The following is a 12,156-nucleotide window of genomic DNA, read 5'->3' as shown; positions in this document are numbered from 1 at the left end:
GCGGCGCAGGACAGGCGTTGAATGTGGCTATGGTCGACTGGGTATTGCTCTCCAACCTCGGCACCGCGCTTGGCACGACTGTTCTCGCCGTCGCGACGTTCATCTCCACGAGATCGGCCAACCGATCGGCGCGGCTGGCCGAGCGTGCCCTGCTGAATGGATTGCGCCCGATCCTGCTGCCCTCCAACTGGTCTGACGCGCCCCAGAAGGTGCGGTTCATGGAAGGCAAGTGGATGGTGGTGCGCGGCGGCCATGCCGCTCTCGAGATCGGTGACAACGCTGTGTACTTGCTGATGTCCGTGCGCAATGCAGGCGCGGGAGTGGCGATCCTGCACGGCTGGCACCTTCCGCCGGACTCAAGGGCTCCGTTGTCGCCGGTGGAGGAGTTCCACCGGCTGACCCGGGACATCTACGTGCCAGCCAACGACGCCGGATTCTGCCAGGTGGCGATCCGGGACCCGGAGTCGGCCGACTTCCGCAACGCCACCGCGGGAGCGGCCGGTGAGGGCTTCGCCGTCGACGTGCTCTACGGAGACGCCGAGGGCTCGCAGCGCGTTGTCTCCCGCTTCTTCATCACCCCGGGACCGGCGGGCGCCGGCCAGGACGACGACGTCGACTGGCTGCTGATGGTCTCGCGCCACTGGAACCTGGACTTGCCGGCGCCGCGCGGCTGATCCCGGAGCCTTGCGTTGGGGTGGGATTTGGTGCCGGTTCGACGCCGGTAGGCACACCTAGCCGGCTTCGCCCTGGATGCGGTCCTTCACGCTTTGGGGCATGGTCGAGCATGCGTCGTTGTCGGAGCGCTGGTCCGCATGGCTGTCCGCCGTGTCGGTGATGCCGATTGTCCCAACGGCTCCTTGCCATCCGCCCAGGCCGACGAGTTGCCGGGGAACCCAGACGTTCGCGGCCCCGTTCACCAGGTTCCACACGGCTGGGTCGACACCTGCGCCCAGGTAGATGCCTCCCTTGGGGTCCCGTTTGACCAGGTCCGGCAGCGGAAGGACGCCCATCAGCTGCGCGGATTGATAGTCGGTCATGTTCCACGGCGGTGTTCCGAAGTAGTACCAGCTGGCGGCGCAGACGCCATACAGATGGGGGCCGAACTGGGCATAGTTCAGGTACAGCTCCAAGGTCCGCTGAGGGCTCAACGGGTAGCTGAACTGGGTTGCCAGGACTGCTTCAATGCCCTTGCGGACGGCGTTTTGGTCGTCCCAGAGGAAGATGTTCTTCACCAGCTGCTGGGGGATGGTGGAACCGCTCGGGTCCGGCTTTCCTTGGAAATATGCCTGGGCCCTCGCCTGGAGGTCGCCGAGGTCGAAGGCCCCGCTGCGTGTGCCGAGCTGTTCGTCTTCGTGGGCGATGGTCGCGGCCAGCAAATGCCGGCTCATGTGGTTGATCGAGACGAACTGGTAGACGTTGGGCTCACCCGCCTCCAGCATGTACGCGGTGCGCGTCGGAGTCACGCCCATGCTGAACATGAAGGCGATGATTTGGACCAGGACCAGCGGGGTGACCAGCGCCAGCAAGAGCATGCGGCGCCATTTCCGTTTGGATCGCTTGGCCTTCTTGCCGTTTGCGGGGGCCGGCGGTGGGGCTTGATCAGGCTCCGTCACGGGCCGCCTCAAGCGGCCTTGTACAGCTCCCTCCGGCTCCATGGCGACAGGCACCGGGTAGCTGGTGACTTTGGGCCGCCCCTGGTCAGGGCGGCCCGCTGAAGGACGCCGCCCTGGCTGCGGACGCCGAGGCGAGGTCGGTGGTGTTGGATTGTCCATCGGTCTGCTTTCGCTTCTCGTCCCGCGCGGAACCCCTGAAAGGGGTAGAGGATGGCACGAAAGTCTACCGGGCCTTCCTGGTTGTTCCGTTCAGCCAGGCGCGCTTAGCCGGGTAAGCGGAGTCCTCGCCGCGGGCACTTAGGGTGCGGCGGAAGATTGTAAGTACACTTAGCGAAGTGATCACGAACGAATATCGGAGCGGCAATGACTTCTGCACGGACGTTTGAATCGATCGTCATCATTTTCAATCCCAACAGCACCGGGGACGCGCGCAGACTGGCCGAAGGTCTGCAGAGTGAGCTCGAGGGTCTGCTGAGCTACCCGGTGGACATCAGGCTCCAGCCGACCGCCCGCGCCGGGCATGCCGTCGAGCTGGCACGGGATGCCGTGAGCGGTGGCGGGGACGTGTTGGTGGTGTCCGTCAGCGGTGACGGCGGTTACAACGAGGTTGTCAACGGCGTGATGCAGGGCGGAAACCCCCAAGCCGTGTGTGCGGTGCTGGGGGCGGGCAACGCCAATGATCACCGGCGGAGCACCGGCACCCAGCCACTCGGTGAAGCCATCGCCGGGGGCAGTGTTCGGAGCATCGACTTGTTGCGCGTCCACACGGGCAAAGGATCGGACTCGCCAGCGGAGTACGCGCACTCCTATGTTGGTTTCGGGCTGACCCCGGTCATGGCAATTGACCTGGAAAAGGGCGGCAAGGGGCCCTTGAAGGAAATGGTCTCCGTGATGCGGACCTTCTCCAAGTTCGAGCCTTTCGAAATACGCCAGGCGGACGGTAAGCGCCGCCGCTTGGACAGCCTCGTGCTCGCCAACATTCCGGAGATGGCGAAGTACGCCACGCTCAGCGACGCGGACGACAAGCTCGCTGACGGCAAATTCGAAGTGGTCCTCTTTGCCCACAGGCCAAAGTGGCGGATCCTCTTGATGGCGCTGCGGGCCGCCACGAAGGGCCTGGGGGACCAGCCCAGCATGAGCAGCTATTCGTTCACCACCATCGAGCCGCTGGCCTATCAGATCGATGGCGAGGTGAAGTCCGTTGATGCGAACGTCCCTGTCACAATCGAGTGCGCTCCGGCGACCCTCTCCACCCTGGGATAGGAAGGCGCGGGGCTTAGCGCCGCGCCACGACGCCGTCGATGTCGATCGGCAGGTGCGACGGCCCGCGCAGGAACGGGCTTGGCCGGTAGCTCGGCGGATCCTCGACGAGCCGCGGGTTCTCCAGCCTGCGGGCAAATGCGGTGAGTGCGGTCTGGGCCTCGAGCCGCGCGAGGGGGGCGCCAAAGCAAAGGTGGATCCCGCCGCCAAAGCCCAGATGCTGGTTGTCGCGCCGCTCCGGTATGAAAACGTCGGGGTCGGCGACGTGGGCGGGGTCGCGGTTTCCCGCGGCCAGGAGCAGGGTGATCGAGGAGCCTGCCGTGATGGTCGTTCCGCCGATGTCGATGTCGTCGAGGGCTGTGCGGAACGGAATGAAATGCACCGGCGGCTCGTAGCGCAGCAGCTCCTCGACCATCGGGATGGCCAGGTCCGGGTCGTTGCGCAGCCTCTGAAGTTCGTGCGGGTGGCGAAGCAGGGTGAGGATGCCGTTGGAAATGAGGTTCACCGTGGTTTCGTGCCCGGCTATCAGCAGGAGAAGTCCGGTGCTGACCAGCTGATCGGCAGGCATGCGGCCCTCAGGGCCGTCATCGGTGGCCAGCGCAGAGAGCAGGTCGTTCCCCGGGGCCTGGCGGTGGGCTTCCACCAGTTCTTCCATGAAGGCCCTTAGTTCCTTGCCGGCTTCGGCTCTCTTCTTCTGTTGGGTTTCCGGATCGAGACCGGGGTCGGTGGATTGCAGGGCGACCTCAACCCAGGCCCGGAACCGGTGTTCGTCTCCCGGCGCTACGCCGAGAAGCTCGCAGATGATGGTGACGGGCAGCGGGTATGCCAGCTCGTCCACGACGTCAACGCTGGTCCGGCCCTCCATCTTGTCGATCAGATCCGTGACGATTTCCGTCATCCTTGGCTCCATCCCGGCGACGCGGCCCGGCGTCGTGGGTGGACCGAAGTGGCGCATGGTGATTCGCCGGAACTTGTCGTGGTCGGGCGGGTCCATGCTCAAGAACGTCGGAGTCATGCCGGGGCCGTCTCCGTCCTCTCCGGCTCCCGCAGCGGCTGCGACCGGGTTGCGGCTGAAGTCGGAACTCACCCGGGGGTCATGCAGGAGCGAGGCGATCTCCGCGTAGCCGCTGGCGACATACGCCCCGTCCTGAAGCCGCGCGACGGGCGTCCGGCGGAGCTCAGCGTACAACGGGTAGGGATTGGCCCGATGTGAGTAGTCGAGGATCTGCTCCCAAATGCTGTCCACGGTCATGGTGACCCCTCCTTTGTCTTCGCGGCGCTTTCCGCCGGTCTGCGTGACGGTGTTTCGCCGGCGGCGGGGTTGGTCAGCCTCGCCCGGCGTTCATTCGGATCGTGTCCGGTGACGACGACGGTGGCGTCCTGCGTGGGGCTGGGCGCGGCTTTGAACCCTGCCGGCACGGGCTGGGCATGGGTTGATTCGTCAATGTGGTGGAATGCCGGCGGGAAAGGGGCTGCCTGCTCGATCAGCGGCTCGTAGAAGTCGAGCCATTTGTTCTGGTTGAAGGCGACCGCCGCCACGATGCGGCCCTTGTACCCATAGACGGCCAGGAATCGCCGCTGGGCCACCGATCCTTGGACGATGGCGACCTCGTCGGCAGCCGAAGGCACTCCCACGCTTTTGATCTCGGTGCCGAATTGAACCGACCAGAATTTCGGCACCGCCAAGTGTGGCCACCGTTCGGTCTCCCGGCTGACCATGTTGTGCGCCGCGACTTCGGCCTGCGATATGGCGTTGCCCCAATGCTCGACGGCGAGGTATTGATACCCGTACATCGGCTGCGGTGCGCGCGCTATGTCGCCGGCGACGAAGACGTCGTCGGTGACCAGGCCGTTCGCGTCGAAGGCGCGGCAGCCGGCGTCGCACGCGACGCCGCACACTCCGCATGCCAATCCGGAATCCGCGAGCCATTCGACATTGCGAACGGAACCCAGCGCGGCCACCGCCACGTCGACTTCAAGGGTTGTTCCGTCCGACAGAACGGCACGGCGCAGCTGTCCCGTGGCATCGCCTTCAAGGGACGTGACCCGGACACCGCAGCGCAAATCCACGCCATTCTCGAGTTGCAGTTCGCCCGCTATTGCGCCGATTGTGCCTCCCAGGGCAGCGACGAGCGGAGCCGGACCAGCCTCGGCGACGGTGACCCGCAGGCCTAGTTCGCGGCACACGGAAGCGACCTCGCTACCTATGAATCCGGCTCCGATGACCAACACCCGACGGGGATGGCCTGCGAGGAGGTGGCGCAAGGTGGCGGAGTCCTCCTGGGTGCGCAATGTCAGCACCCCTGCAAGGGCTGCCTCCGCCGCATTGGGCCAGGGGCGGGAGCGCAAACCGGTTGCAATCAGCAACTTGTCGAAGCCGATCCGGTTGCCGTCGGCCAGTTGGACCTGCTTCGTCGCCAGATTGAGGCTGGTCGCGGCGACGCCGAGCCGCCAGGTGGCGCCGATGTCCGGGCGCTGGGGCAGCGAAGTATCCGCCGACCGGAATGCCCCTGCCAGGAGCTGTTTCGACAGCGGCGGCCGGTCGTAGGGTTCGTGCGGTTCCTCGCCGATCAACGTCAGGGAGCCCTTGAAGCCCTCCTCGCGCAGCGCCTCTGCGGCGTGGAGTCCCGTCAGCGAGGCTCCGACGATGACGATCCGTCCGGTCTTCTTGAAGGCGCCTCCGTTGTTGAGAACGGGGTCGGACATTCCGGGCCGCGTACTTGTTTGGAAAGCCACGTCCGGACCGGCCTGTCCATCGAGGGTGGCCGGACCGGGAGGCTGTTCGAGCCGGATGGCCTGGACCGGACACGCAGCGGCAGCCCGCCGAATCTTCGTGGCCTGCGCGTCGTCGGGATCCGGGTCGTACGTGAGCGCCTCGTCTCCCTGGATGGTGAAGACATCCGGGGCGAGAAAAGCGCACTGGGCGTAACCCTGGCATTTCGTGAGATCGACGACGATCCTCATGCCCAGCATCTCCTTCCTAGTAATCGACGAGCCGCCGTCGAAGGGACGCCGTCCCCAAAGCGAGCCCGACGGCCGCGGTCGCCAGGAGCACCGCGAAGTCGCGGCCCAGGTTGTCGGTCGACTGGTAGAAGATCGCGGCCTCGAGTGCGTCAACACCGTAGAAGGTCGGGGTGAAGTGCGCTATGGCCTGGATCCATCCGGGCAGGAACGCTGCAACGCTGATGCCTCCGCTGAGGAAGAACAGGTAGATCGACAGGTTGATTCCGGCCCCGGCAACGGCTGAGAAGCGCCGCAGCGCACCTCCCAAAGCGGTCCCGAGCCCCGAGGCCGCCAGCGCGATCAGTCCGATCGCGGCCAGCGCCGGCAACCAATACCAGCCGGCAGGCCGGAGGACCCCGAAGGCGAACGACAAGGCCAGCACCACCGCCGCCACGAGCATCGTTGTCACCCAGCACGCCAGGATTTTGCCGATAATCAAGGTGCCGCGTGCGATCGGCGAGAGCAACAGTGCCTTGATGGTCAGGTCTTCGAACTCACGGGCGGCGGCCAATCCGCCGTTCACGATCCCCATGATCGTGAGCAGGAGCACCAGGATCGGCACGAGCTGGAACTGGACCAGGTCGACGTCGTGCGGCCTCAGGTCGGATTCGGCGACGCCCACCATGATCGGCGTGTCCGGCTGGCCGGCATAGAAGTTGGTGATCGCAGCGGGAACCGAGCGGCGCAGATCGTTGGTGAAGTCGAGGTTCAGGTTGTTGATCTGCACGCTGACGGGGTCGGGCCGCTGTGCCCGGTAGTCGTCGTCGAACGTGGCCGGCACCGTAATGACCGCCGCGACCTGAAGGTGTCCAGCAGGTGCGTGGCTTCAACGGGGTCGGCACGCCGGACGCGGAAGGCATCCGAATTCTCAAGGATCGAGACCAGTCGCTGCGCCTGCGGTCCGCTGTCCTCCACCACCAGCGCCACCGGGTTCCGGCCCACCGCACCGGCCACCACGAAGATGATCAGCAGGAACGCGACAGGCGGCAGCAGACTGGCCAGAATCGCCGACGGCGTGCGGAACCAGGTCAGGATGTCTTTCGCCGCAATGGCAAGCACGGCACGTCCGGCGGCCATTAGTGCCTCGCCCCCCGCCGGCCGAACACGAAAGCCGCGCACCCGATGGCCACCACGGTGAAGGCTGCCAGCACGATCGCGTCGACAGCCAGGCCTTGCGGAGCCGTCTGGTAACCGTGGAAGGCGTGCTGGAAGGCCGCGATCGCATAGGTGAGGGGCGATATCGCGGCGATCCCGCCCGGGATGGCACCCAGCCAGTTCGCCGGCCCGAACGGTCCGCTCAAGAAGAACAGGGGAAGGACAGCCGCGAAGGACAGGGGGATTGCCTGCTGTCTCCGACGGACCAGAGTCCCGACGAGGACGCCGAGGGCGAGGAAGGTTGCCAGAATCAGGAGTCCGAAGCCCAATACTTCAAGGGGATGGAGCGGGCGGACTCCGATAAAGAGGACCACGACGGTGAGTAGCAGCAGCGCGGACGCCGAGGCGAGGACTGCGGCACCTAGTACCTTGCCCACCCCGATGGTCAGGCGGCTCACCGGCGCCAGCGCGAGTTCCTTGATGGTCCCCAGTTCGTAGTCCCGCGCAGTATTAACGCTGCCTTGAAGTTGGGACGCGAGCATCAAGCCGGCAACCATGATGCTTACGGCGAGGTATGGAATGTAGCCGGTGTCCTGGGCCTGCACATCGGATTCGCGGGCTGTCACCACCACCTGTTCGGGGAAGGCGTCCGCGTAGAAGGACGTGATGGACAGCGGAACGGCCCGCCGGATGTCGTTGGTGAAGTCGACGTTCAAGTTGTTGACTTCCACCGGAATCTCGATCCGAGCTCTCGCGGCGAGTGCGGTGTCGAACCCTTGCGGCACGGTGACGACGGCGACGATGCTGCCGGAACGGATCTCGCTTTCCGCTTCGGCCGGACTTGCCGTGTGGATGATGAACGAATGCGCGCCGTCCATGGCCTGGACGAAACGTTCCGCGAGCGGTCCGTGGTCATTCATCACCACGGCGATCGATGCCTGGCCGCCGCTGATCGCGAAGAGCAGGAAGAGAAGCAGGAAGTTGATCGGGATGAGGACGCCGATGATCGCGAACAAGGGTTCCCGGAGGGTCAGGCGGATGTCCGTCGCCGCGACGGCCCGGACCACACGCAGGTCATGGCGGAGGCTCATTCCCGGAGCTCCTTGCCTGTCAGGCTCAGGAAGACCTCGTCGAGGCTCGGTTCCCGGCTCTGGATCTCCTTCAGGCTTGTCCCTCCGACGACCGCGGTCACCACCCTGCCGGTGGCATCGGCGCGGCCCTCCACCGTGACCTTCAGCGAGCCGTCGGAAGCAACTGCCGAGACAACGCCGGGGAGCGCAAGGACCTTTCGAACGATCTCTTCCCCGGGGGCGGGATGTGTGCGCATTTCAAGCACCGTGTCACCGAAGCTGCGCCGAAGCTTGGACGGCGAATCGAGCGCTACCAGCCGTCCGCGGTCGATGATGGCCAAGCGATCGCACAGGGCGTTGGCTTCCTCAAGGTAGTTGCTGGTGATGAGTACGGTGGTGCCGTGATCCTTGAGCTCGAGGATCCGGTCCCAGAGGGCATGCCTGCTCTGCACGTCGACGCCGAGGGTGGGTTCGTCGAAGTAGAGCAGCTCGGGTTCGTGGAGCATGGCCCGGACCAATGCCAGCCTTCGCTTCATGCCGCCGGAGAAGGTGGAAACGCGGCTTTTCCGGCGCTCCTCCAGTTGCGCCAATTCGAGCAGCGAGGTGATCTTCCCCTCGAGGCCATGCCTGGGCACGTCGAAGAGATCGGCGTGGAACCGGAGGTTGGCCTCCGCCGTGAGTTCCTCGTACAGGGCGTTCTCCTGCGGCACTGTTCCGAGCGAGCGCCGGATCCCGCGCGGATCCTTGAGCAGGTCGATGCCCAGAACCGTGACCTGGCCGGAGCTTGGGCGGCTGAGTCCGCTGATCATGTCGATGGTGGTCGTTTTGCCGGAACCGTTGGGCCCGAGGAGCCCGAAGATCTCCCCGCGTTCAACCTGCAGGCTGAGGTCGTCGACGGCGGTGAGGGAACCGAACCGCTTGGTCACGCCAACGAGCTCAATGGCGGTCTCAGTCATGCGTTTCCTTCCCTGAACTGCTCAGTTGCCCTGCACGGCCGTTTGCACGGCCCCGCGCCGGACGTGACCGCTGCTCGCGGATGGCGGTTGCGGCTTCCGCCAACGCGGCGTAGTTGTGGCCGCTGACGAAGGCGTCGCAATAGGGCAGCGCGGCGGCCATGCCACCCGCCAACGGTTGGAAGTCCGTCCCGGCCTTCCTCGGATTGACCCACACGATCCGGAACGCAAGGCGCCGCAGCCTCGCCATCTGGGCGTCCACCAGTTCCGGCGCGTCCTGGGCCCAACCGTCGGAGAGCACCACCACCACCGCGCCCCGGGCCAGCCCGCGGCGTCCGTGGCCATCGATGAACCGTTGGAGGCTCTCTGCCAGCCGGGTGCCGCCCGCCCAATCCCGGGCGGCGGCGGCTCCCAGCGCCAGGGCCTGGTCAGCGTTGCGGTTCGACAGCTGCCGGGTCAACCTGGTCAACCGGGTGGAAAACACGAAAGCTTCGGCCTGGGCGCCGGCCACCGCGCCTTGAAGCAGGGAAAGGAAGACCTGCGTGTACGGTTCCATGGAGCCGGATACATCGCACAGGAACACCAAGCGGCGCGGACGCGGACGACGTCGGGCATAGACGAGGGAGCTCGCGTCGCCCCCGGTGCGCCGGGCCGCGCGGATAGTGCGCCGGAGGTCGAGCTTGGCGCCGCTGCGCGTTGACTGGCGTGTCCTGCGGCTTCGTCGCTCCGGGGTAGCCAGCACGATGCGCCGCACCAGCTGGCGCACGCGGGCTGTTTCCTCGGGGGTGAGCTCGCCGAACGACTTCTCATGCAGGTGCTCGTCGGGGGAGGCCATGGCGAGGATTGCCTCGACCCAGGGTGCATCGGATTCGCCGTTCCCGCTCTCCACGCCGGGGGTGGCGACGGGTGTCCGCGACGCCGGGACGCGGCCGTCGGCATGAGCGGGTCGTCGTTCGCTGGGAGCGGCCCGGGTGTGCTCCGACGCGCGGACTGCCGGAGGGCTGTTGGCATCGCCACGAGTGTCTGCCGGATCGAGAATTCCGTCAAACGCGGCAGAGAAGACGGCGTCGAATACCGGCAGTTGTTCATGCGAGGAGACGAGGGTTACCCGGCACGTCCAGTACAGCGGCTCACGCGCAACAGGAGGAACGAGCCTGAGTGCCCGCGCCAGCCAGGCCGCGCGATCCGGAGAACCCGGCAGCCCGGCACGGCGCAGGGCCGTGCTGAAGCCCACTGCTAAAGCTGCGGCATCGACGTGCGCCAGGCCATTCCTGAGCGGATATTCAGTCATGGCTGCCGGCCACCCACGCGGGGCCGCGTGCCCAGGCCATGTCCAGATCGTCGCGATTCTTCAGGACCGAACCCCAGGTCTGTTTCACCGCAGCCGGGTCCAGCCGTTCCACGCCAAGCACCGTCAGGGCGGCCACCCAGTCGATGGCCTCCGCGATCCCAGGGGGTTTGGCCATGTCCAGGGACCGCAGCCTCGTGATGGCCGCTGCGGCGTCCAGGGCGAGCGGCTCGGCGCTTCCGGGCACCCTGCGCCGCACGATCGCGGCGATGCGCTCGGGCCGGGGGTAGTCAATCCAGTGGTACAGGCATCGCCGGGTCAGCGCGTCGTGCAGGTCCCTCGTCCGGTTGGAGGTCAGCACGACGACGGGTGGATGCGTGGCGCGTATGGTGCCCAGCTCCGGAATCGTCACCGCGGCCTCGGCCAGCAACTCGAAGGTGAAGGCCTCGAATTCCGCGTCCGCCCGGTCGATCTCGTCCAGCAGCAGGACGGCCGGACGCGGACCGGGATGCTCGATCGCCTTCAGCAGCGGTCGACGCAATAAATACTGTTCCCCGAAAAGATCGGCCTCCTCCACGCGGAGGTCCCGGACCTCGGCCAGGCGGATGCCCAGGAGCTGGCGTTGATGGTTCCACTCGTACAGGGCTTCGCCCACGTCAATGCCCTCGTAGCACTGCAAGCGATACAGGGGAGTGCCGAGCACCTTGGCCAGCGCCTTCGCCGCCTCGGTCTTCCCGACGCCGGCCTCACCCTCCAACAGGATGGGTTGCGGCAACCGGACGGACAGGAACAAAGCGGTCGCCAGTCCGACGTCGGCAAGGTAGTCGCCGTCGTCGAGGGCGGACATGAGTGCGGAAACATCCGGGACAAGCCGCCGCACCTCGCCTTCCGCGCCCGCGCGCGCCGCTCCGGCGGCGGCGGGTTCAGGACGCGATGGCATAGTGTTCCGGATCGGCGAGGAAGGCCCTCCTGCATCCAGCGGAACAGAAGTAATACGTCGTTCCGGCATATTCGGCGTGCAACGTCGACTCCACAGCCGCGACGCTCATGCCGCAGACGGGATCCACGGCGCTCGCAGGTTCGGCGCTCGCCGGAACCGGACCCGCGGTCGCAGTCTCCGCAGTCTCAGCAGTCTCAGCCCCAGCGGACCGGCCAAGGTGGCGCACGGACACGAGCTCGGCCAGTATCGACAACGCGATTTCGGCAGGTGTCCGGCCGCCCAGCAGCAGGCCCGCCGGGCTGTGCACACGCGCCCGCTGCTCGTCGTCGACGTCGAGTGACGCCAGCACGGCGGCGCCGCGCGTGCGGCTCGCGACGAGGGCGACATATGGCACCCCCAGCCGGAGCGCTGCCTCCAACGCGGGCTCCTCGTCCCGCCCCTGCGACGCGACGATGAGGGCGGCGTCGTCGGCCCGCGGTTCAGCTGCGGTTCCGTCGCTGAGTTCCATGTCCAGGTCGAGGATGGCACCCAAGGCACCCAAGGCCTGTGCCACGGGGGTCGCGCCGACCACGACCACGCGCGGAGCGGGCATGTGCGGCTCGAGGAAGATCTCCACCGCACCGCCGCTGAGGCAGGGGTTGGCGACCTCGACGGCGCCCTCCTCGCGGATGCGGGACGGTTCGCCTGGAACGACGCGGAGCAACAACGGTTCGTGCTTGGACAGCGCCTGCAATCCATATTCGCGCACGGAAGCCTCGACGCACGTGCCGCCGAGGAACCCGTCGATGTCCCCGTTGGCCAGCACCAGGGCGGTGTCCCCGGCATGGGCACTGGTGGGGTGCTGCGCGCGCACTACCGTGGCGCGCACAAACGGTTCCCGGCGTTCTACGAGTTTCTGCGCCTTCGCGGCCAAGGCTTCTCCGTGCAAGGGCAT

Annotated in this window: 12 protein-coding genes; 2 read left to right on the top strand and 10 right to left on the bottom strand. The window is 66.5% G+C overall.

The window, feature by feature from the left end:
* Positions 1-29 precede the first annotated feature (29 nt).
* Entirely contained in the window at positions 30-674 is a 645-nt protein-coding gene (locus ACSBOX_RS10815) for a hypothetical protein (RefSeq protein WP_442542435.1), read from the top strand.
* Between the two features lie 57 nt (positions 675-731).
* Here ACSBOX_RS10815 and ACSBOX_RS10810 read toward each other — a convergent pair whose 3' ends face one another.
* Positions 732-1,613 carry a transglycosylase domain-containing protein gene (locus tag ACSBOX_RS10810; RefSeq protein ID WP_442542434.1) on the bottom strand — a complete coding sequence of 294 codons (882 nt, stop codon included), beginning with the start codon at positions 1,611-1,613 and terminating at the stop codon, positions 732-734.
* 363 nt (positions 1,614-1,976) lie between these two features.
* Between ACSBOX_RS10810 and ACSBOX_RS10805 the strand changes: the two genes are divergently transcribed.
* Positions 1,977-2,876 (top strand): diacylglycerol/lipid kinase family protein, encoded by a 900-nt coding sequence (locus ACSBOX_RS10805; protein WP_442542433.1) that lies wholly within the window; start codon positions 1,977-1,979, stop codon positions 2,874-2,876.
* Positions 2,877-2,889: 13 nt separating this feature from the next.
* Here the strand turns inward: ACSBOX_RS10805 and ACSBOX_RS10800 are convergent, their stop codons facing one another.
* Genes ACSBOX_RS10800 through ACSBOX_RS10760 form a run of 9 tightly spaced genes read right to left on the bottom strand, consistent with a single transcriptional unit; the run spans position 2,890 to position 12,156 of the window.
* Positions 2,890-4,125 carry a cytochrome P450 gene (locus ACSBOX_RS10800; RefSeq protein ID WP_442542432.1) on the bottom strand — a complete coding sequence of 412 codons (1,236 nt, stop codon included), beginning with the start codon at positions 4,123-4,125 and terminating at the stop codon, positions 2,890-2,892.
* Positions 4,122-5,837 carry an FAD-dependent oxidoreductase gene (locus ACSBOX_RS10795; RefSeq protein WP_442542431.1) on the bottom strand — a complete coding sequence of 572 codons (1,716 nt, stop codon included), beginning with the start codon at positions 5,835-5,837 and terminating at the stop codon, positions 4,122-4,124. The genes ACSBOX_RS10800 and ACSBOX_RS10795 overlap by 4 nt, the downstream gene beginning before the upstream one ends.
* 16 nt (positions 5,838-5,853) lie before the next feature.
* A complete protein-coding gene (locus ACSBOX_RS10790) occupies positions 5,854-6,657 on the bottom strand; it encodes an ABC transporter permease (RefSeq protein WP_442542430.1) in 804 nt (267 codons plus the stop codon).
* Complete coding sequence (locus tag ACSBOX_RS10785; RefSeq protein WP_442542429.1) at positions 6,585-6,953, bottom strand: hypothetical protein; 369 nt, start codon at positions 6,951-6,953, stop codon at positions 6,585-6,587. Before ACSBOX_RS10785 ends, ACSBOX_RS10790 begins: the two co-directional genes overlap by 73 nt.
* Entirely contained in the window at positions 6,953-8,062 is a 1,110-nt protein-coding gene (locus ACSBOX_RS10780; RefSeq protein ID WP_442542428.1) for an ABC transporter permease, read from the bottom strand. The genes ACSBOX_RS10785 and ACSBOX_RS10780 overlap by 1 nt, the downstream gene beginning before the upstream one ends.
* Positions 8,059-8,997 (bottom strand): ABC transporter ATP-binding protein, encoded by a 939-nt coding sequence (locus ACSBOX_RS10775; protein WP_442542427.1) that lies wholly within the window; start codon positions 8,995-8,997, stop codon positions 8,059-8,061. The genes ACSBOX_RS10780 and ACSBOX_RS10775 overlap by 4 nt, the downstream gene beginning before the upstream one ends.
* Positions 8,990-10,285 (bottom strand): vWA domain-containing protein, encoded by a 1,296-nt coding sequence (locus ACSBOX_RS10770; protein ID WP_442542426.1) that lies wholly within the window; start codon positions 10,283-10,285, stop codon positions 8,990-8,992. Before ACSBOX_RS10770 ends, ACSBOX_RS10775 begins: the two co-directional genes overlap by 8 nt.
* The gene (locus ACSBOX_RS10765; RefSeq protein WP_442542425.1) at positions 10,278-11,222 is read right to left on the bottom strand and encodes an AAA family ATPase; all 945 of its coding nucleotides are present in this window, start codon (positions 11,220-11,222) and stop codon (positions 10,278-10,280) included. Before ACSBOX_RS10765 ends, ACSBOX_RS10770 begins: the two co-directional genes overlap by 8 nt.
* Positions 11,206-12,156 carry an XdhC family protein gene (locus ACSBOX_RS10760; RefSeq protein ID WP_442542424.1) on the bottom strand — a complete coding sequence of 317 codons (951 nt, stop codon included), beginning with the start codon at positions 12,154-12,156 and terminating at the stop codon, positions 11,206-11,208. Before ACSBOX_RS10760 ends, ACSBOX_RS10765 begins: the two co-directional genes overlap by 17 nt.

Source organism: Arthrobacter sp. KN11-1C, from assembly GCF_052180225.1.
Taxonomy (GTDB): domain Bacteria; phylum Actinomycetota; class Actinomycetes; order Actinomycetales; family Micrococcaceae; genus Arthrobacter.
This window is presented reverse-complemented; position numbering and strand designations above follow the sequence as displayed.

Coding starts and splice junctions, on each gene's coding strand:
- ACSBOX_RS10815 (WP_442542435.1), top strand. CDS start 30: ATGGTCGACTGGGTATTGCTCTCCAACCTCGGCACCGCGCTTGGCACG.
- ACSBOX_RS10805 (WP_442542433.1), top strand. CDS start 1,977: ATGACTTCTGCACGGACGTTTGAATCGATCGTCATCATTTTCAATCCC.
- ACSBOX_RS10800 (WP_442542432.1), bottom strand. CDS start 4,125: ATGACCGTGGACAGCATTTGGGAGCAGATCCTCGACTACTCACATCGG.
- ACSBOX_RS10795 (WP_442542431.1), bottom strand. CDS start 5,837: ATGAGGATCGTCGTCGATCTCACGAAATGCCAGGGTTACGCCCAGTGC.
- ACSBOX_RS10785 (WP_442542429.1), bottom strand. CDS start 6,953: ATGGCCGCCGGACGTGCCGTGCTTGCCATTGCGGCGAAAGACATCCTG.
- ACSBOX_RS10780 (WP_442542428.1), bottom strand. CDS start 8,062: ATGAGCCTCCGCCATGACCTGCGTGTGGTCCGGGCCGTCGCGGCGACG.
- ACSBOX_RS10775 (WP_442542427.1), bottom strand. CDS start 8,997: ATGACTGAGACCGCCATTGAGCTCGTTGGCGTGACCAAGCGGTTCGGT.
- ACSBOX_RS10770 (WP_442542426.1), bottom strand. CDS start 10,285: ATGACTGAATATCCGCTCAGGAATGGCCTGGCGCACGTCGATGCCGCA.
- ACSBOX_RS10765 (WP_442542425.1), bottom strand. CDS start 11,222: ATGCCATCGCGTCCTGAACCCGCCGCCGCCGGAGCGGCGCGCGCGGGC.
- ACSBOX_RS10760 (WP_442542424.1), bottom strand. CDS start 12,156: ATGCCCTTGCACGGAGAAGCCTTGGCCGCGAAGGCGCAGAAACTCGTA.